A 20,313-nucleotide genomic window follows, 5' to 3' on the forward strand; every position below is an offset into this window, starting at 1 on the left:
GAGACGCCGGGTTTTTTTATTGTATTCATCAATCGTTTTTCATGATGACGTCTGAACAAGTGAGCGAGCACAAGGGCGCGCGACGTTCTCTCGCGGAATGGACCCGTCTGGTGGAAAGTCTCCATCCGAAAAATATCGAAATGGGACTGGGTCGTATCCGTGTCGTGAAGGAACGTCTGGCGATCCGTTTCGATTGTCCTGTTGTCATCGTCGGCGGGACGAACGGCAAGGGGTCAACCTGTGCCATGCTCCAGACGATCTGGAAGGAAGCCGGCTACAAGGTCGGTCTTTACACGTCGCCCCATATCCATCGTTTCAACGAGCGGATGCGAATCGACGGCGAAATGGTCGATGACGGGAAACTGGTCGATTATTTCGAACAGGTCGAAGCTGCACGGGGCGATATCGCGCTGACTTTTTTCGAATTCACGACACTGGTGGCGCTGAAGATGTTCGCGGATGCGCGGCTTGATGTGGTCGTACTGGAGGTCGGTCTCGGCGGTCGCCTCGATGCGGTCAATCTGATCGATGCGGATGTCGCCGTCGTAACGAATGTCGCGATCGATCATGTCGAGTTTCTCGGCGATACCCGCGAGAAGATCGGTTTTGAGAAAGCCGGGATTTACCGAAGCGGCAAGGTCGCGTTTTACGGTGATATCGATCCACCTGATTCACTGGTCGGACATGCCCGTGCGATCGGCGCCGATCTGAAGGTTTTCGGGCGTGACTATTCATGCAGGATGTATGCCGGAGGTTGGGATTATTGCGGCAAGACGGTGTTGACAGGACTGGCACAGCCTTCCTTGTACGGAGACAACCAGATTCACAATGCCACAACGGTAGTTGCCGTCGTCGAAGCCCTGCAGGCCCGTCTTCCGGTCGGTCCGGATGCGATAGGGCGTGGTCTGGTGAAGACGGAATTGCCGGGACGCTTCCAGATCGTGCAGCAAGAACCATCCATCATTCTCGATGTCGCGCACAATCCGCATGCGGCTGCGGTTCTTGCGCGGAATCTGAGGGAAATGGGGTGCCATGGGATGACGCATGCCGTATTCGGCGCCATGGCCGACAAGGATATCGATGGTGTCATCGCGCTGATGAAAGATTGTGTCGATCGCTGGTATCTGACTGATTTGCCGTTGCCGCGAGCCGCCAGTGCGGAAGCGCTGAAGCAGAAACTGATGGCCGCGGGAATTCAGGACGACGGAACCGGACAGCGTATTTCCGTCTATCATCGTGCCGCCGATGCGTTGACGGGTGCGAAAAACAATGCGCGGAAAAATGATAGAATAGTCGCATTCGGATCGTTTTGGGTCGTAACAGGCGTCACTCAGGATCCTGATCGGGATTCTTCCACCAACCACCATTGATCGCATGAGCCGTTTTTCCTTTTTTCGCTGGGGCAAGTCGAAGTCCGATACCGACGACGCGTCCGGCAACAACGACCGGTTTGTCGCAGACCGTATCGACCGAAAGAAAGATTCTGCGCAAAACGGTGTAGATGATCCGCATTTGCCGGAAAAGAAGAGGGCACGCAGACGTCTTGTCGGTTCCATTGCCTTGGTGCTTGCCGCCATCGTGATTTTGCCGATGGTTTTCGAATCGAAACCGAAACAGTCGGCGCCCAATCTCGTCATCGATATTCCTTCCAAAGACAAGCCTTTGCAAACGGCGGGTATTGCACAGCCCTCGCCGACATCTGCCGCTCCCGGCGAGGAAGCGGCGATGGAGCAGACGGATGAGGAAACCGTTTCCGAAACAACGCCGGCACGGATCGCGGACGGTACCGCGGAAGGTGTGCAGCAGGCAGGTACTGCGGTTGTGACACCGGAATCCGGTGGAACGGTTGTTTCTGCGGGTACGACTGAGAAAACGGCCGCTGTCGCACAGGGAACTGATTCTGGCCAGTCACAGGCTGTAGTGGACAAGCAGACGCAGGCAGACAAGGAAAAACAGCAACAGGCTGAAAAGGCACGGCAGGAGAAAGCGAAAGTCGAAGCGGATGATCCGATCGGAAAAATGATCGCCGACAAGAATGCGGCTGCCGCAGGGGCTGGCAAACAGATGATACAGGTTGCTGCACTGGGGTCGCAGCAAAAGGCGAATGAATTGCAGGCGCGCCTTTCCAAGGCGGGGATCCGTTCCCATACGCAGAAAGTGAAGACCAAAAACGGCGAGGAAAGGATACGTGTCAGGATCGGACCGCTGTCAGGCAAGCGTGAGGTGGACAGTACTTGTTCCAAGCTCAAGTCAATGGGACTGTCCTGCACGCTGGTATCGAACTGATGTCATGGCAGGAGTCGGGTTTTGACGGCTTTCGACTATGTGCTGCTTGTGTTGCTGATCGGCTCCATGCTGATCAGCCTGACGCGTGGTCTGGTCAGGGAAGTCATTTCGCTGGCGAGCTGGATTGTGGCGTTTTATGTGGCGATCAATTACGGCGAGATGCTCGCGCCCTGGCTGTCGGGGCTGATTTCCAGCGAAACGGCGAGAATCATAGTCGCTTTTGTCGTGTTGTTCCTGGCGACGAGAATTGCCATGATGTTTCTTGCCAAACTGGTCAGTCTGGTATTGCAGGCGACGGGATTGACTTTCATGGATCGTTTGCTGGGGGCATTGTTCGGACTGGCAAGAGGTGCGCTCATTGCACTGGCACTGGTTCTGGTATGTGGCATGACGAGAATACCGCAGCAGCCTTTCTGGCAAAATGCGATGTTTTCGCCGGCGGCCGAATCGGCGGCAAGGATGACCATGCCGTATTTGCCGGACTATTTTGTGGCATACATTCATTACTGATAGCGTATGTATGCCGGCAGGATTTCGTTTTTTCTTAATTTTTTGATTGAGGAGTCACCATGTGTGGCATCGTTGGTATTGTTTCACAGACACCAGTCAACCAACTGATTTATGATGCGTTGCAACTGCTCCAGCATCGTGGGCAGGATGCAGCCGGTATCGCGACATGCAATAACGGCAAGTTCGCCATGTTCAAGGCGAACGGTCTGGTCAGGGATGTGTTCCGTACACGCAATATGCGCGCGCTTCCGGGAAGCTGCGGAATCGGACATGTCCGTTATCCGACAGCCGGTTCCGCCAAGAATGAGGAAGAAGCGCAGCCGTTTTACGTGAATGCGCCTTTCGGTATCACTTTCGCCCATAACGGCAACCTGACCAATTGCCAGCAGCTCAAGGGCGAGATGTTCAAGAACGATCGCCGCCATATCAACACCAATTCGGATTCGGAAGTGTTGCTCAATGTGCTGGCACATGAAATTCAGGAAGCGACGAGCGGCTATTCTCTCGATCCTGCCGCGCTTTTCCGTGCGGTTTCCGTCTTGCACAAACGGGTTCGCGGCGCGTATGCCGCTGTGGCCCATATTGCGGGCTACGGTATTCTGGCTTTCCGCGATCCTTATGGCATCCGTCCGTTGTGTATTGGTTCTGCCGAAACGGAAACGGGTACGGAGTACATGATCGCCAGTGAATCGGTCGCGCTGGAAGGTCTTGGTTTCCGGTTCATGCGTGACGTGATGCCAGGTGAAGCCATTTTCATCGATGTCGACAGCAATCTGTACAGCCAGCAGTGTGCGGACAATCCGAGCCTGAATCCGTGTATTTTCGAATATGTCTATCTGGCACGTCCGGATTCCCTGATCGACGGCGCTTCGGTATATGCGACTCGTCTGAAGATGGGCGAACATCTGGCGGAAAAAATCCGGCGTGAAATACCGACCGGAGATATCGATGTGGTCATGCCGATTCCGGATTCTTCTCGTCCGGCGGCGATTCAGCTGGCATTGAAACTGGGAATCGAATACCGCGAAGGCCTGATCAAGAATCGTTATATCGGCCGGACTTTCATCATGCCGGGACAGGCTGTGCGCAAGCGTTCCGTCCGCCAGAAGCTCAATACCATCGGTTCGGAATTCAAGGGAAAAAGCGTGTTGCTGGTCGATGACTCGATCGTTCGCGGAACGACCTGCAAGGAAATCGTCCAGATGGTTCGTGATGCCGGTGCATCGAAAGTCGTTTTCGCATCGGCAGCGCCACCGGTCAAGTTCCCGAATGTGTATGGAATCGATATGCCGACAAGGGAAGAACTGATCGCCTATGGTCGTACCGATGAGGAAGTCCGTCGTGAAATGACCGCCGATGCACTGGTCTATCAGGATCTGGATGCGCTGAAACAGTCGGTGACGGACGTGAATCCGGCCTTGCGGCATTTCGAGGCATCGTGTTTCGACGGTTTGTACATTACCGGCGATGTTTCGTCCGATTATCTTTCCAGACTGGAATATGAACGCAAGCATTCGGCGCCGGTTCCGGAAGATGCGGTCAAGAACCAGTTGAATCTCTCGCTGGCACCGGCCGAATAAACTGCCGCTTTCTGTCATGTCCCGGTACGGTGTGCGCCGTGCCGGGTTTTGCCGTTTGCCGACGGTGATTTTTTCTGTTGAACGAACAAGCGATGAACAAGGCCTTTACGAAAGAAACGGATACGGATGACGATCTGGAACCGGCTGCGCCTGCGCTTCCGACGGGGTTCAAGAACTACATTACACCTGCCGGGCTGAAAAGGCTGAAAGACGAGTTGTTGCAGCTGATCGACAAGGAACGCCCACAGGTCGTCCAGACGGTGTCATGGGCGGCCTCGAACGGCGACCGCTCGGAGAACGGCGATTATATTTACGGGAAGCGTCGTCTCAGAGAGATCGACCGGCGTATCCGTTTCCTGATCAAGCGGATCGAGGCTGCTGAAGAGTTCGATCCCAGTATCCATTACGGCAACGACCAGATCTTTTTCGGCGCGACCGTCACTTATGAACGCGAGGATGGCGAGGAAAATACTGTGACCATTGTCGGGATCGACGAATTCGATCCGTTGCAGGGGAAGATCAGCTGGATTTCGCCGATGGCGAGAACGCTGATCAAGGCACGCGAGGGTGATACCGTGACCCTGCATACGCCAAACGGTGTCGAGGAACTGGTCATTCTGGAAGTCAGTTATCCGAAACCGGCATGATGTCGCAGGTATCCTGACCGGCATGTCGCCGGGATGTTGTCTTTGTCGTGTGCATCCGTATACTGGATGTGTTGTTTGTCTTTTCCCTGGCTGCCGATATGACGGTTGTTCCCAAAAATATCTTTTCCTATGTACCGCGCAAGGTCAAACGCGCAGGTGCCGCTCCTTTTTTGCCGATGTCGAAAAAGGAAATGGATATTCTCGGCTGGGATGCGTGCGATATCATCATCGTATCAGGGGATGCCTATATCGATCATCCCAGTTTCGGTGCGTCGATTATCGGGCGTGTGCTGGAAGCACAGGGGTTTCGGGTCGGCATTATCGCGCAGCCTGACTGGAAATCGGCTGCTGATTTCCGTTCGCTGGGCAAGCCGCGTCTGTATTTCGGTGTGACGTCCGGCAATATGGATTCGATGGTCAACCGCTATACCGCCGACCGAAAGATCCGTTCCGACGACGCCTATACACCGGGCGGTGTGGCAGGCAAACGGCCGGACAGGGCATTGCTGGTGTATGCGCAACGCGCGAAAGAAGCCTATCCCGGCATACCGGTGGTGATAGGTTCCATCGAGGCCAGTCTCAGGCGTCTTGCGCATTATGATTACTGGTCGGATACGGTGCGACGGTCGGTATTGCCCGATTCCAAGGCCGATATACTGGTGTATGGCAATGCCGAGCGGGCGATTGTCGAATTGTCTCACCGGATGGCGGCAGGAGAGAAGATCGGTTCGATCCGTGACATACGTGGAACGGCTTTCATGGTACCGCATGGCTGGGTACCGTCCGAGGACTGGACAGAGGTGGATTCGTCGCATCTGGATACGCCGGGGCCGGTCAAAAAGCATCCCAATCCGTATTATCCGGAACAGGAAGCATGTGGTGCGCTGGCGAAACAGCAGGCAGCGGGTGCGGCGGGGCAGTCTGTTCGCGAAAGCCGGATCAGTCTGCGCCTGAAAGCCAACAGCCGGTCGGTAGTGAGGTTGCCATCGTTCGAGCAGGTACGCGATGATCCGGTTTTGTATGCGCATGCTTCGCGGGTGATGCATCTGGAGTCCAATCCCGGCAATGCGCGTGCGCTGGTGCAGGCACATGGCGAACGCGATGTCTGGATCAATCCGCCGCCGTTGCCGCTGACGATGGAAGAAATGGACGGTGTCTATGGATTGCCTTATGCCCGTGCGCCGCATCCTGCCTATGGAAAGGCGCGGATTCCGGCATGTGAAATGATCCGTTTTTCCGTCAATATCATGCGTGGCTGTTTCGGCGGCTGCACCTTTTGCTCGATTACCGAACATGAAGGCCGGATTATCCAGAGTCGTTCGGAACCGTCCATTTTGCGGGAGATCGAGGAAATCCGCGATCATGTCGAGGGTTTTACCGGTGTGATTTCCGATCTGGGCGGGCCGTCGGCGAATATGTACCGGCTGGGATGCAAGAACGAGAAGGCGCAGCAGGTGTGTCGTCGCCTGTCCTGTGTCTATCCGGAAATCTGCAAGAACCTCGATACCGATCACAGCAAGCTGATTTCGTTGTATCGCAAGGCAAGGGCCTTGCCCGGAATCAAAAAAATCCTGATCGGTTCCGGTGTGCGTTACGATCTGGCGGTACGTTCGCCGGAATATATCCGCGAACTGGCGACATATCATGTAGGCGGTTTGCTGAAAATCGCACCGGAACATACCGAACCGAATGTCCTTTCGAAGATGATGAAACCAGGGATCGGGACATATGACGAGTTCAGAAAACTGTTCGACAAGTATTCGAAAGAGGCTGGCAAGGAACAGTATCTTGTACCTTATTTCATTGCAGCGCATCCCGGTGCGACGGACGAGGATATGCTCAATCTGGCATTGTGGCTGAAAAGAAACCATTTCAGGCCGGATCAGGTACAGACTTTCATGCCGACGCCGATGGCGCTGGCGTCCACCATGTACCATACCGGCAAGAATCCGCTGGAGCCGGTGTCGGCCGATTCGGAAACGGTTGAAACGGCGCGCAAGGGGCAGGTCAGGCGTTTGCACAAGGCTTTTTTGCGCTACCATGATCCGGAGAACTGGCAGTTGCTCAGGGAATGGTTGCGGCGTCATGGCAGGAGCGACCTGATCGGCAATGGACCGGATCAGCTGGTGCCTGCGTGGAAATCGGCCCCCGTTTCCGTCAAAAACCGGTTTTCAGGGCCTGCCAAACCGGTGAAGCAGAAAACGGAGTATCCGGAACGGTCTTCCCGTGTATCGCCGCGCCCGAAACAGGGGGATGGCAGAAAAGGACAGTTCGCCGGTGGTGCAAGCTACAGAAAGGGTGTCGCGGTACGCTCGGGCCGACGTTAGCGGCAGTGTTTTCAGTACAATCAGCAGTGTTTCGATCCGTTTTTTCACATGGCTCCAGCAAAAAACGTTTCATTGATGGCTTTGTCTCTGCTCAGCTTTGCGCTGGCTGATGTCCGTGATGGCCTGGGGCCGTTTCTTGGTGTCTATCTTCAGGGGAAGGGTTGGATGCCGGATGAAATCGGGTATGTCATGACGGCGGGCGGGTTGGCAGGCATGCTGTTTACGACTCCGCTGGGTGCGCTTACGGACAGTACGCGGCACAAACGGTTTGCCATGGCTGTCGCGACCGTGTTGATCGTGTTGTCGGTCATGGCGGTTTTTCTGTGCCAGTCTTTCGTGCTGGTGGCCGGGATGCAGGTCGTTCAGGGGATCATGGCGGCCGCCATCGCACCGTTGCTCACCAGTATATCGCTGGGTGTCGTCGGTCAGAAAGGGTTGGCGCATCGTCTCGGGCAAAACGAGGCCTGGAATCATTTCGGCAATTTTTCCACGGCTGCGCTGGGTGGCCTTGTCGGGTATTTTTACGGTATTCCCGGCGTGTTTGCCGTGATGCTGGCGATGGGGTTGTTTTCCGTACTGTTCGTGATGATGGTCAATCCGGCGCATATCGATCATGATGTCGCGCGCGGACTGGAAGAAAAAAAGGATGCTGAACCCATGCCGGTCATGCGGATGCTGGCGACGCCATCGATTTTCGTGGTCGGTATGATCCTGTTCTTTTTCCATCTGGGCAATGCCGCGCTTTTGCCGTTGCTTGGGCAGTCGGCTGTCGCGACTTTCAGGGTCAATCCGGCCGTCTATACGGCGGCGACAGTCATTCTTGCCCAGCTGACGATGGTACCGATGGCATTGTGGGCTGCGAAAATCGCTGACAAACGGGGGTATGGTCTGGTTATTCTGCTGGCCCTTCTGGCGTTGCCGGTCAGGGGGCTGGTGGCCGGTTTCTGGCATAGTCCATGGAGTATTTTGCCGGTGCAGATTCTCGATGGTGTGGGGGCCGGGCTGATCGGTGTGGCGACACCGGGGATCGTCGCGCGGATATTGCGTGGAACCGGGCACGTCAATCTGGGGCTCGGTGTCGTGATGACCTTGCAGGGGATCGGTGCGGCTTCAAGCAGTACGCTGGGCGGCTTGTTCGCGCACCATGCCGGATACAGCGCCGCTTTTCTGGCACTGACGGTTGCCGCATGTTGTGCCGTAGTGTTGTTTCTGGGGGCACGGAAGTGGTTGCCCGCTTTCAGGCGCGAGCTGGTTCGATAAGTCTGCCATATCGCAACGTTTCATCGTAAACCGTGATGCCATGTGGGCGTAATAGTGCGAGTTTTTGATGAAATTGAGTAAAATGTATCTTTTTACCGGCTTTTCCGGTTTATAGTGTTTCGTTTTCCGTCTTACCTGTCCTTTTCTGCAAACTAATGAAAAACATCCGCAATTTTTCCATTATCGCCCATATCGACCATGGCAAATCGACGCTTGCCGACCGGATTATCCAGTTGTGCGGAGGCCTGTCGGATCGTGAAATGGAAGCGCAGGTGCTCGATTCCATGGATCTGGAACGGGAACGGGGGATTACGATCAAGGCGCAGACTGCGGCGCTGAACTACAAGGCCAGAGACGGACAGATTTACAACCTGAATCTGATCGATACGCCGGGACATGTCGACTTCAGTTATGAGGTCAGCCGTTCCCTTTCCGCATGCGAGGGGGCATTGCTGGTGGTGGATGCTTCACAGGGAGTCGAGGCGCAGACGGTCGCGAATTGTTATACGGCGCTGGATCTGGATGTGGAAGTGGTTCCTGTGTTGAACAAGATCGATTTGCCGTCGGCCGATCCGGACAATGCCAAGGCAGAGATCGAGGATGTGATCGGGATCGATGCATCGGACGCTATTCTGTGTTCCGCCAAAACCGGAGAAGGTGTCGAAGATATTCTGGAAGCGATCATCGCGAAGGTGCCGCCGCCGCAAGGCGATCCGGATGCTCCGTTGCAGGCATTGATTATCGATTCATGGTTCGATAATTACGTGGGTGTGGTCATGCTGGTGCGTATCAAGAACGGTACGCTCAAACCAAAAGAGAAGATCCGCCTGATGGCGACCGGATCGGAGTATCTGGTGGAAAATGTCGGTGTTTTTTCGCCACGTTCCCAGCCGAGAGAATCCTTGTCGGCCGGGCAGGTCGGTTTCGTCATCGCCGGCATCAAGGAACTGAAAGCGGCGCAGGTGGGCGATACGATTACATTGGCTTCACGTCCTGCAGACAAACCGCTTCCGGGGTTCAAGGAAGTGCAGCCGCAGGTTTTCGCCGGTTTGTTTCCGGTCGAGGCAAACCAGTACGATGCCTTGCGCGATTCGCTGGAGAAACTCAAGCTCAACGATGCTTCGTTGCAATATGAGCCGGAAGTTTCCCAGGCGCTCGGATTCGGTTTCCGTTGTGGTTTCCTCGGGCTTTTGCACATGGAGATCGTGCAGGAAAGGCTTGAACGGGAATTCGGGATGGATCTGATTACGACTGCACCGACGGTCGTGTATGAAGTGTTGCTCAAAAACGGCGAATTGCTCAAGGTGGACAATCCGTCGAAGATGCCCGATCCGGCAAGGATCGAGGAAATTCGTGAGCCGATCGTGACGGTGAATCTGTATATGCCACAGGAATATGTCGGCCCTGTCATGACGCTTTGCAACCAGAAGCGCGGTATCCAGATGGATATGCATTATCACGGCAAACAGGTTCGCTTGACATATGAATTGCCCATGGCGGAAATCGTGCTCGATTTCTTCGACAGGATGAAGTCCATCTCGCGCGGATATGCTTCGATGGAATACGAGTTCAAGGAATACCGTGCTTCCGATGTGGTCAAGGTCGATATGCTTATCAATGGCGACAAGGTGGATGCGCTGGCCATTATCGTGCATCGCAGCAACAGTCAGTTCCGGGGACGTGCGGTAGCGGCGAAGATGCGTGAGCTGATTCCACGACAAATGTTCGATGTCGCCATTCAGGCCGCGATCGGTTCGACGATCATTTCGCGTGAAAACGTGAAAGCCTTGCGCAAGAATGTGCTGGCGAAATGTTATGGCGGTGATATTACCCGCAAGCGCAAGTTGCTTGAAAAACAGAAGGCGGGCAAGAAACGGATGAAACAGGTCGGTTCTGTGGAAGTGCCACAGGAAGCCTTCCTGGCGATTTTACAAGTGGATGAAAAATGAACGTGCAGTCCTTGCTGGGTAATTTTGCCCTGATCCTTTTCATACTGATGGTGGTATCGGGGGTTATCTGGTTTTATGACAGGCTGGTTTTGGCCAAAAAACGGAAAGCGGCGGCCGAAGCGGCGCTTGCGGCTTTCGATGAACGCAATGCAAGATTGAAAGCGCAGGGTATCAAGGTGGATGAATCGGGGCGTGATACCTTGCGTGAGAAATTGCTGAAACGGCCGATGTGGGTGGAATATTCGGGCAGTTTTTTCCCGGTTATCGCTGCTGTATTCCTTGTCCGTTCTTTTTTGTGGGAACCTTTCCGCATTCCGTCGAGTTCGATGGTGCCGACGCTCCAGATCGGCGACATGATTCTGGTCAGCAAATACAGTTACGGTATCCGTCTGCCGGTGCTGAACCAGAAAATCATCGATCTGGGCGATCCGCAAAAAGGTGATGTGGTCGTATTCAAGTTTCCGAAAGATACCTCGCTTGACTATATCAAGCGGGTGGTCGGCGTTGGTGGCGATCGCGTGGAATACCGCAACAAGAAGCTCATCATCAACGGTGTGGAATCGAAATACCAGCCGCTGGGCGATTATCTCGATACGGAAACCCTGACCTATTCCAAGGAGTTCGAGGAAGATCTTGCGGGTACGGATGTTCATCACCATATCCTGAACGATAATCGTGCGCCGGCTTATGTGCCGCATCCCGACCGGTTCAAGAACCGGCATATGTGTACCTACAATGCGGAAGGTTTTATCTGTACGGTTCCGCAAGGATATTATTTCATGATGGGTGACAACCGCGACAACAGTCTGGACAGCCGTTACTGGGGGTTCGTGCCGGACGAATATATTGTCGGTAAAGCGTTTATGGTCTGGATGAATCTGGGCGACATGACGCGGATCGGTGGTATCCGGTAATGGACGGCGCGCGCAGTGTGCGCCGCAATGTTGCATGACAGGACAATGTCGGGACGAACGATGATGAATCTGAAAATTCTGCAGGACAGGATCGGTTATACATTCGACCGGGCGGATTTGCTCCAGCAGGCCATGACGCACCGCAGTTACAGCAGTCAGCACAACGAGCGGCTTGAATTTCTCGGCGATTCGCTGCTCAATTGTGTGACGGCGATCAATCTTTATGAACGTTTTACCGGACTGAACGAAGGAACGCTCTCGCGATTGCGTTCGAGTCTGGTCAGGCAGCAAGCCTTGTATGAAATCGCGCAGAAACTGGAATTGTCGCGTTTTTTGCGGCTGGGCGAAGGCGAAATCAAGGCAGGCGGCGCCAGACGTCCTTCCATTCTGGCCGATGCGATGGAAGCCTTGTTCGGCGCCATTTTTCTGGATGCAGGGTTCGAGGCGGTCAGGCGGGTCATTACCGGGCTGTTTGCAGGCATGATGAGCGAACTCGATCCGGAAACATATGGCAAGGATGCCAAAACGCAATTGCAGGAGTATTTGCAGGGCCACAGAATGGCATTGCCGGAATATCATGTAGTTGCGACACGCGGTGCGGCACACAATCAGGAATTCGAAGTCGAGTGTGTGATCGGAAAATTCGGTATTCATGTGGGCGGAACGGGGACCAGTCGTCGTGCTGCCGAGCAGGAGGCTGCCCGAAAAGCGCTTGTCGCGGTGACGGATGCGATGAGAAGCCGCAGTATGCGGACATCCGGCAAAGGCAAACAGGCAGCAGCGGTGTTGTCGGAAAACGCGAAAATGGCAGATGTGTCACATGCGTTGACTGACGGCAAGGCGGCGCGATCTTCTAGCAGATGAGGCTGAAATCATGACAGACCAGAAAAACGATCATTTCCGTTGCGGGTATATCGCGATCGTCGGGCGGCCCAATGTCGGCAAATCCACGTTGATGAATGAGCTGATCGGCGCCAAGGTCAGTATTACATCCCGCAAGGCGCAAACGACACGTCACCGCATTATGGGTATCCAGACGGATGATGATGCCCAGTTCGTCTATATCGATACCCCGGGGTTCCAGACTCGTTACAACAATGCGCTGAACAAGAATCTGAACCGTACCGTCAGGGATACGCTTTCGGCTGCGGATGTGATTGTTTTTGTGGTGGATGCCGGCGTTTTCGGACAGGCGGACGAACAGGTTCTCGCGTTGTTGCCTGAAAACGTTCCGGTGATTCTGACGATCAACAAAACGGACAAGATTCGCGAAAAGGCTGAGCTGATTCCGTTTGCGCAGAAAATCGCGGGTTTGCGTGAATTTGCGGCGATCGTTCCGGTATCTGCGCGACAGCGTTTCCAGCTCAATGAACTGGAAGAGGAAATCCGGAAGCTGTTGCCGGAAAATCCACCTTTTTTCTCTCCGGATGATGTGACGGACAGAAGCGAGCGTTTCATGGCGGCGGAAATCATCCGCGAAAAGATTTTCCGTTATACCGGTGACGAGTTGCCCTATACGAGTACGGTGGTGATCGAACAGTTCGAACGAAAAGAAAAGATATGCCGGGTGTTTGCAGCCGTGCTGGTGGATCGCGATGCGCACAAGGCGATGATCATCGGTCACAAGGGGGACAAGCTGAAAGAAATTTCCACGGAAGCGCGGCGCGATATGGAAAAGATGTTCGGCGTTCCTGTGTATCTTGAAATCTGGGTCAAGGTCAAGTCCGGCTGGGCCGACAATGAAGCGGGTCTCCGTGCATATGGCTACGAATAACGGATTACGTAACAGGCTTGCATGTCGAGGTTTCAGGACAAAACCGGTGAGTCGGACGCAGTGAATGCTGACATGGAGGAAATACAGGCGTCTGTACGCGAGAAAAAGCGTGCCTTGTCTGCGGAAAATCACCGGATTGCCGAGCAACCGGGCTTTGTCCTGCATAGCCATATGTATCGCGAAAGCAGTCTGGTCATCGATGTGTTCACACGCGATTACGGCAGGGTGGCGCTCGTTGCCAAGGGGGCGAAGCGTCCGTCTTCACGGTTGCGCGGTGTCTTGCAGACTTTCCAGCCCTTGTCCATCGGCTGGAGTGGCAAGTCCGAATTGAGGACATTGACGTCGGCTGAGTGGGTCGGCGGCATGATTCCGCTGGAAAATTCCGCACTGCTCTACGGGTTTTATCTCAATGAACTTTTGCTGCGCTTGCTGGCGCGGGAAGACCCGCATCAGGGACTTTTCGAGCATTATGTCCGTGCACTGACACGTCTGGCGACTTCGGAGTCGGCACAGACGGTATTGCGTGTGTTCGAGCTGGCGTTGTTGCGTGAGACGGGGGTGGGGGCCGATCTGTCGCTTGATGTCAGAAACAATTGTCCAGTCGATCCGGAAGGGGTGTATGTCGTCGATCCGGAAAGCGGTCCGCGTCCCGCGATGTTGGCCGATACGGCACCGCGAGTGCTCGGCAAGACATTGCTGGATATGGTCAGCGAAGATTATTCCGATCCGCAAACGCAACAGCAAAGCAAGTTGCTGATGCGTTTTCTGCTGGCACATCATCTTAACGGTGTGCCATTGCAGACACGGAAAATACTGATAGACCTGCGTCAGCTGTGACAAAAGGGTTAAACTAGTTTTATGTATGTCCTTTTTTTCTTGAGTCTATGAGCATGATTGAAACGAGTGGCGCCGGCATCGAACTGGGCGTCAATATCGACCATATCGCCACCTTGCGCAACGCCAGGGGCACGACTTATCCCGATCCGTTGGTGGCCGCGCTGATGGCTGAAGAGGCGGGCGCGGATGCCATCACCCTGCATTTGCGCGAAGATCGTCGCCATATCAAGGATGCGGATGTCCGTGCCATTCGTCCCATGCTGGTGACACGGATGAATCTGGAATCAGCCATTACTTCGGAAATGATCGATTTCGCCTGTGAAATCAGGCCGGCGGATGTCTGTCTGGTTCCCGAACGGCGTGAGGAGCTGACGACGGAAGGCGGTCTTGATGTCGTGCGTTATTTCGATATTGTTCAGTCGGCTGTCGAACGGCTGACCAGTGCGGGTATTCGCGTCAGTCTGTTCATCGATCCGGATGAAGAGCAGATCATCGCGGCTCATGAAAGCGGTGCGCCGGTCATCGAACTGCATACGGGACGCTATGCCAATGCATTCGATGCCGCTTCGCTGGAATACGAACTGGACCGGATACGCGAAGGGGTGACGGAAGGTATCCGGCATGGTCTGAAAGTCAATGCGGGGCATGGCCTGCATTATGAAAATGTGGTGCCGATCGCCCGTATCGACGGGATATCCGAACTGAATATCGGCCATTCCATTGTGGCACGCGCTGTTTTTTCGGGCTGGAAAAAGGCGGTATCCGATATGAAGGCGCTCATCGTCGGTGCGAGACGTCCGGCCGGAAGCGGCGCGTGATGCTGGAGATGGCGACATGATTTACGGTATCGGAACCGATATGACCCTGATTTCGCGTATCAGGGCTGCGCTGGAACGGCATGGCGACCGTTTTGCGGAAAAAATTTTGGGGCCGGAAGAAATGTTGCGTTACCGGCATCGCAAGACAAAAGTCGAATTGCGGGGGCTTCGTTATCTGGCGACCCGTTTTGCGGCCAAGGAAGCGTTTTCCAAGGCGCTGGGGCTGGGAATGCGTATGCCGATGACATGGCGTGCCATGCAGCTGTTGAACGCGAAAAGTGGCAAGCCGGAAGCGGTTTGCAGCGGCAAGTTGAAAGAGCATATGGAAAAACTGGGGCTGAAGGCGCAGGTGTCGGTGACGGACGAGGCAGATTTCGCCGTGGCGTTCGTCGTGATCGAACGTGTGGAAACGACTGGAAATATCAACTGACAGGGTGGGAATATGCAGGCTGCCAAGAGTATTTTGTTAAGCGGAAAAAGAAACAGTTACGGGCCTGTCATGCTCGATGTGATCGGCTTGCGGTTGCTGGAAGAGGATATCCGCAGGATACGTCATCCTCTGACGGGCGGGGTCATTTTGTTCGCGCGCAATTACCAGAATCGTGAACAGCTCATGGCGTTGACCAGCGCCATTCGCAAGGAAAGGCCGGATATTCTGATCGCCGTCGATCATGAAGGGGGACGTGTCCAGCGTTTCCGTTTCGACGGGTTCACACGCTTGCCAGCCATGGGGGTGCTGGGAAAAATGTGGGACGATGATCCGGTCGAGGCGGCACGTGTTGCCATGGCGGTCGGGTATGTACTGGCTTCCGAATTGCGTACGTGCGGTATCGATTTTTCGTTCACGCCTGTACTGGATCTGGATTACGGCGTTTCGTCGGTGATCGGCGACCGTTCGTTCCATCGCGATCCGGTCGCAGTGACGCTTCTGGCGAAAAGTCTCAATTATGGTCTGGCGCAAGCCGGTATGGCCAACTGTGGCAAGCATTATCCGGGGCACGGCTATGCCAGAGGAGATTCCCATACGGAAATTCCGGTGGATGATCGTCCGCTGGAAGCCATCATGGCGGCAGATATGGTGCCGTATCGCGGACTGGGTATGAGTCTGGCCAGCGTCATGCCGGCGCATGTGATTTATCCGCAAGTGGATGCCATGCCGGCCGGTTTCTCGAAAAAGTGGCTTTCCATCCTGAAAAACGATCTCGGTTTCGATGGTGTCGTTTTCAGTGATGATCTCAGTATGGAAGGTGCCAGTGTCGCCGGTGGTATCGTCGAACGTGCGCAGGCTGCGCTTGATGCCGGTTGCGACATGATTCTGGTTTGCAATTCGCCAGCCATGGCCGATGAATTGCTGGCCAATCTGCCGCCGTTGCCGGAAGAAGCCCTGCGTTTGTGTACGACACGTATCGGCAGTCTGGTTCCCAAAACGCCCGCACCGGACTGGGAAACGCTCCAGTCGGAAGTACGGTACCGGCAGGCGCGTGCGCTTGTCGAGCGTATTGCGAAACAGGACTGATGCAGGATATGCAGGAAGAAAAACCGGACGATCCGGTAGCGGTTGCGGGTAGTGTGTCTTCGTCCGCATCGGCGTCTGAAAAGGCGGCCGTCGCCGAGGCGGTCAGACAGCTGCCGCATTTGCCTGGGGTGTACCGGTTTTTCGACAGTAACGACAAGTTGCTTTATGTCGGCAAGGCTCGTGATCTCGTCAAGCGGGTCAGTTCGTATTTCCAGAAAACGGCACCTTCGCCGCGTATCGCCATGATGGTATCGAAGATCGCTCGTTTGGAAACGACGGTTACGCGCAGCGAGGTGGAAGCCTTGTTGCTCGAAAGCAATCTGATCAAGACGCTGCATCCTCATTACAACATCATTTTCCGGGACGACAAGTCTTATCCCTATCTGAAAATCACCGGTCAGCCGGTGCCGAGAGTGGTGTATTACCGGGGTTCGGTGGATCGCAAGAACCGGTTTTTCGGGCCGTTTCCGAATGCTTCTGCCGTTCGTGAGACGATCCAGATATTGCAAAAGGTTTTCCGGTTGCGTACGTGCGAGGACAGTGTTTTCAAAAACAGGACGCGCCCTTGTCTCTTGTACCAGATCGAACGTTGCAGCGGACCTTGTGCAGGTCTGATCGATGCCGATGAGTACCGCAAGGATGTCGAGGATGCCGCACGTTTTTTGCGTGGCGGCCAGAATGATGTGCTGGCCGAGTTGCAGGACAAGATGGCCGCTCATGCCGAAAGGCTGGAATTCGAGGAAGCCGCTTCCGTCAGGGACAGGATTTCGGCGCTTTCACGTGTGTTGCAACAGCAAAGCATGGAAACGGACAGCGGGCAGGATGCGGATATCATCGCCGTTGTTGTTCGTGAAAACCGGGCTTGCGTGAATCTGGCGATGGTGCGCGGCGGTCGTCATCTGGGCGACAAGGCTGTGTTTCCGGGCAATATGGGCAATGTCGACGAACGCGATGGCCAAACGCTGGAAGAACAGGTTCTGCAAGCTTTTATGGCGCAGCATTATATCGACGGACAGATTCCTGCCAACATCATCGTGAATGTGGAGCCGGACGATCCGGCGCTGGTGGCTGCCTTGTCGGCGCAGTGCGGACACAGGGTTCATCTGGTATCACAACCACAGGGGCAACGGCGGTTATGGCTGGAAATGGCGAAAAAGAATGCCGAAATCGCACTGGAAAGGGTGCTTGACCGCTCGGAATTGCAACTGTCCAGGGTCAGGGCACTGATAGAACTCATGGGGCTGGATATCGACGACCCGGACAACTTGCGTATCGAGGCGTTTGATATCAGTCATACACAGGGCGAGGCGGAACAGGCTTCCTGTGTCGTTTTTCATCATTGTGTCATGCAAAATGGCGAATACAGGCGTTACAATATCACCGGCATTACGCCAGGGGATGATTATGCCGCCATGAAGCAGGTATTGACGCGGCGGTATGAAAAACTGGTGGGGCATGAAGAGATGATGCCGCATATCGTTCTGGTTGATGGCGGCAAGGGACAGGTGGCGATGGCGTCGAAAGTCTTTGCCGAGCTCGGACACGATCTTGGAAGGATCGTCGGGGTTGCCAAGGGAGAAGGGCGCAAGGTCGGTCTGGAAACGCTGGTATATGCCGATGGACGATTGCCTGACGAACTGGGCAAGGATTCCGGCGTCCTGATGCTGATCGCACAGATTCGTGACGAGGCGCACCGCTTTGCCATTACCGGCATGCGTGCCAAACGTGACAAGAAACGTCATGCATCGCGTCTGGAAGAAATCGAGGGAGTCGGTGCAAGAAGGCGCCAGCGGTTGCTGGCACGTTTCGGCAGTGTGCGGGGCGTGGCAGACGCTTCGGTGGACGATCTGGCTACCGTCGAGGGAATATCGCGTCATCTCGCGCAACAGATATATGACCAGTTGCATTAGAATAACGCCTTGTATTTTTTGATGTTCTTTGTGATATGAAAGTACAGACCATTAGTGGAACCTGCAAAAATCAAGCTATGCCGTTCAATTTGCCTATTTTCCTGACCTGGCTTAGGGTTGCGCTCGTCCCTTTGCTGGTGGGGATTTTCTATTTGCCGGAACACTGGATTTCACTGTATGCACAAAGTCTTACCGCAGCGATCATATTCATTGTGGCAGCGATTACGGACTGGATCGATGGCTATCTGGCAAGAAAATGGAACCAGACTTCGGCCTTCGGTGCCTTTCTGGATCCTGTTGCCGACAAGCTGATTGTTGCCGGTTCGCTGCTTGTCCTGGTACAGCTGGGACGCGTCAGTGCGATTTTGGGTTTTATCATCATCGGACGGGAAATCGCCATTTCGGCGTTGCGTGAATGGATGGCGAAAATCGGGGAATCGAAATCCGTAGCCGTCAGTTCGCTGGGCAAGGTCAAGACCATTGCACAGATGATCGCCATTCCGATGCTTTTGTTTTACAACAAGCTGTTCTATTTTATCGATACGGCGTTTATCGGTACGTACTTGCTGGTGATCGCAGCCATTCTCACGGTTGTGTCGATGTTGTATTATTTGCGCAAGGCATTGCCCTTGATGAAGTAAATTTCCAACAGGGGTATTGACAGAATCATATGAAGTGCTAGAATGCACATCTCTAACGCGGGAGTAGCTCAGTTGGTAGAGCGCAACCTTGCCAAGGTTGAGGTCGAGAGTTCGAGACTCTTCTCCCGCTCCAAATCTTCATTGCATTCTGGAGAATTGGAACCGGTTGGACGACAGGTTGTTTGTTTCGTCCGGTAGTCGGAAGAACGTAATGCGGGAGTAGCTCAGTTGGTAGAGCGCAACCTTGCCAAGGTTGAGGTCGAGAGTTCGAGACTCTTCTCCCGCTCCATTCGTTTTCGGGTGATTCCGGTTCTGCGTTTTTTCGGTTTTGCAGCCCGATGGCAGGATAGCAAAGTGGTTATGCAGCGGCCTGCAAAGCCGTAGACGTCGGTTCGATTCCGTCTCCTGCCTCCATCCTTTTTCCCCATACAGATATCGTCATGAAAGTATGACCTGTCCTGTGCAGGTGGCGCTTTGCCATACAGCGATCCTTGAAGAAACGGCGGTTCTGTCCTTGATATATGTTTTGTCCGGTTTGGTGTGTGGTGGATGACGCCAGGAAGCGTCGGCAGGAATTTTTTGAACTTTTCTGACAAAAGGTTTATTTTTCTTTTTCGATAAATTTTTTTACTTTAAGTAAAAAAATAGTTGACAGAAGTAACGTCTTCTGGTTTAATGGAGGCCATGGATAAGGGTCACTTGGTTTGGCCGCTAGCAAGCAAGTTCCTTTCCTGAGCTGATGAAGCTGATACGTGCAGTACCAACTTTACCAACTTTGCGAGGAGAGAAATTATGGAAACCTTTGGAATCGTATTTTGCGGTGCTTTGCTGATCTTGGGCGCAATCGGCGCAGTGGTTCAGAGAGCGCGCGGCAACTGGTAAAATACCTTGCCCATCCTGAATAGCAATGCCAGATCGAAATCGATCTGGCATTTTTCTTTTGTGCCATGAAACGGCGTCGTTTTGCAATGATGTATGGGAGAAGTACGGGATAGCGGACGGGATGTTCAGTCCGCTTTTTCGTTGGAGGCTTCACTGAGCAGGAAAAGGGTGTTTTTTGCGAGTTCGGCTTCCAGTTCCTTGCTGATGTTGCCGAATTCGTCTTGTGACGATCCCAGAAAGAGCAGGATGCCCATGGGAACGTTCAGCGCATGGCAAATCCGTTGCAGGGTCGATATGGTGATGTCGCGCTGGTTGTGTTCGATCAGCGAAAGATAGGAAACCGAACATTCGGACAGCTCGGCGAGCTTTGTTTGTGAAAGGCCTCTTCGTATGCGGCAAGTCTTGATGGCATTGCCTATATCCATGGTGTACTCCTCGTGACTGCAGTATTGCGGTTACCTG

18 protein-coding genes and 3 tRNA genes are annotated in these 20,313 nt (G+C 54.2%); 20 read left to right on the forward strand and 1 reads right to left on the reverse strand.

Going from position 1 to position 20,313, the window contains the following annotated elements; translation table 11 throughout:
* The first annotated feature begins 41 nt into the window (after positions 1-41).
* The 20 genes from folC (at position 42) to NAI64_RS00970 (ending at position 19,383) form a co-directional block, all read left to right on the forward strand.
* Positions 42-1,370, forward strand: coding sequence for a bifunctional tetrahydrofolate synthase/dihydrofolate synthase (gene folC / locus NAI64_RS00875; protein WP_269296876.1), 1,329 nt, complete (start codon positions 42-44; stop codon positions 1,368-1,370).
* A 4-nt stretch (positions 1,371-1,374) separates the two neighbouring features.
* Positions 1,375-2,286 (forward strand): SPOR domain-containing protein, encoded by a 912-nt coding sequence (locus tag NAI64_RS00880; RefSeq protein ID WP_269296877.1) that lies wholly within the window; start codon positions 1,375-1,377, stop codon positions 2,284-2,286.
* A gap of 21 nt (positions 2,287-2,307) precedes the next feature.
* Positions 2,308-2,796, forward strand: a complete 489-nt coding sequence (locus NAI64_RS00885; RefSeq protein ID WP_269296879.1) for a CvpA family protein — start codon at positions 2,308-2,310, stop codon at positions 2,794-2,796.
* A gap of 59 nt (positions 2,797-2,855) precedes the next feature.
* A complete protein-coding gene (gene purF / locus NAI64_RS00890) occupies positions 2,856-4,376 on the forward strand; it encodes an amidophosphoribosyltransferase (RefSeq protein WP_269296881.1) in 1,521 nt (506 codons plus the stop codon).
* Positions 4,377-4,468: 92 nt separating this feature from the next.
* Positions 4,469-5,023, forward strand: a complete 555-nt coding sequence (gene greB, locus NAI64_RS00895) for a transcription elongation factor GreB (protein WP_269297966.1) — start codon at positions 4,469-4,471, stop codon at positions 5,021-5,023.
* A gap of 98 nt (positions 5,024-5,121) precedes the next feature.
* Complete coding sequence (locus tag NAI64_RS00900) at positions 5,122-7,350, forward strand: YgiQ family radical SAM protein (RefSeq protein ID WP_407946906.1); 2,229 nt, start codon at positions 5,122-5,124, stop codon at positions 7,348-7,350.
* Between the two features lie 48 nt (positions 7,351-7,398).
* The gene (locus tag NAI64_RS00905) at positions 7,399-8,610 is read left to right on the forward strand and encodes an MFS transporter (RefSeq protein ID WP_269296883.1); all 1,212 of its coding nucleotides are present in this window, start codon (positions 7,399-7,401) and stop codon (positions 8,608-8,610) included.
* Between the two features lie 155 nt (positions 8,611-8,765).
* A complete protein-coding gene (gene lepA / locus NAI64_RS00910) occupies positions 8,766-10,559 on the forward strand; it encodes a translation elongation factor 4 (RefSeq protein ID WP_269296885.1) in 1,794 nt (597 codons plus the stop codon).
* On the forward strand, positions 10,556-11,473 hold the full coding sequence (gene lepB, locus NAI64_RS00915; protein ID WP_269296887.1) for a signal peptidase I: 918 nt from the start codon (positions 10,556-10,558) through the stop codon (positions 11,471-11,473). The genes lepA and lepB overlap by 4 nt, the downstream gene beginning before the upstream one ends.
* Positions 11,474-11,536: 63 nt before the next feature.
* Positions 11,537-12,337 (forward strand): ribonuclease III, encoded by an 801-nt coding sequence (gene rnc, locus NAI64_RS00920; RefSeq protein ID WP_269297970.1) that lies wholly within the window; start codon positions 11,537-11,539, stop codon positions 12,335-12,337.
* A gap of 10 nt (positions 12,338-12,347) precedes the next feature.
* Positions 12,348-13,247: a GTPase Era gene (gene era, locus NAI64_RS00925; RefSeq protein ID WP_269296889.1), complete on the forward strand. Its 900-nt coding sequence runs from the start codon at positions 12,348-12,350 to the stop codon at positions 13,245-13,247.
* Positions 13,248-13,319: 72 nt separating this feature from the next.
* Complete coding sequence (gene recO, locus NAI64_RS00930) at positions 13,320-14,084, forward strand: DNA repair protein RecO (protein ID WP_269296891.1); 765 nt, start codon at positions 13,320-13,322, stop codon at positions 14,082-14,084.
* Positions 14,085-14,131: 47 nt separating this feature from the next.
* Positions 14,132-14,902 carry a pyridoxine 5'-phosphate synthase gene (gene pdxJ, locus NAI64_RS00935; RefSeq protein WP_269296894.1) on the forward strand — a complete coding sequence of 257 codons (771 nt, stop codon included), beginning with the start codon at positions 14,132-14,134 and terminating at the stop codon, positions 14,900-14,902.
* 16 nt (positions 14,903-14,918) lie between these two features.
* Entirely contained in the window at positions 14,919-15,332 is a 414-nt protein-coding gene (gene acpS, locus NAI64_RS00940; RefSeq protein WP_269296895.1) for a holo-ACP synthase, read from the forward strand.
* A gap of 12 nt (positions 15,333-15,344) precedes the next feature.
* A complete protein-coding gene (nagZ, locus tag NAI64_RS00945; RefSeq protein WP_269296897.1) occupies positions 15,345-16,418 on the forward strand; it encodes a beta-N-acetylhexosaminidase in 1,074 nt (357 codons plus the stop codon).
* Between the two features lie 53 nt (positions 16,419-16,471).
* Positions 16,472-18,328, forward strand: coding sequence for an excinuclease ABC subunit UvrC (gene uvrC, locus NAI64_RS00950; RefSeq protein ID WP_407946907.1), 1,857 nt, complete (start codon positions 16,472-16,474; stop codon positions 18,326-18,328).
* A gap of 77 nt (positions 18,329-18,405) precedes the next feature.
* The gene (gene pgsA / locus NAI64_RS00955) at positions 18,406-18,969 is read left to right on the forward strand and encodes a CDP-diacylglycerol--glycerol-3-phosphate 3-phosphatidyltransferase (RefSeq protein WP_269296898.1); all 564 of its coding nucleotides are present in this window, start codon (positions 18,406-18,408) and stop codon (positions 18,967-18,969) included.
* A 57-nt stretch (positions 18,970-19,026) separates the two neighbouring features.
* Positions 19,027-19,102: transfer RNA gene (locus NAI64_RS00960), tRNA-Gly, on the forward strand.
* Positions 19,103-19,182: 80 nt separating this feature from the next.
* A tRNA-Gly gene (locus tag NAI64_RS00965) sits at positions 19,183-19,258 on the forward strand.
* Between the two features lie 51 nt (positions 19,259-19,309).
* Positions 19,310-19,383 (forward strand) — tRNA-Cys (locus NAI64_RS00970).
* A gap of 593 nt (positions 19,384-19,976) precedes the next feature.
* Here the strand turns inward: NAI64_RS00970 and NAI64_RS00975 are convergent.
* Positions 19,977-20,276, reverse strand: coding sequence for a helix-turn-helix domain-containing protein (locus NAI64_RS00975; protein ID WP_269296899.1), 300 nt, complete (start codon positions 20,274-20,276; stop codon positions 19,977-19,979).
* Between the last annotated feature and the right edge of the window lie 37 nt (positions 20,277-20,313).

Origin of the sequence: Oxalobacter paeniformigenes (genome assembly GCF_027158465.1) — a bacterium.
GTDB lineage: Bacteria > Pseudomonadota > Gammaproteobacteria > Burkholderiales > Burkholderiaceae_D > Oxalobacter > Oxalobacter paeniformigenes.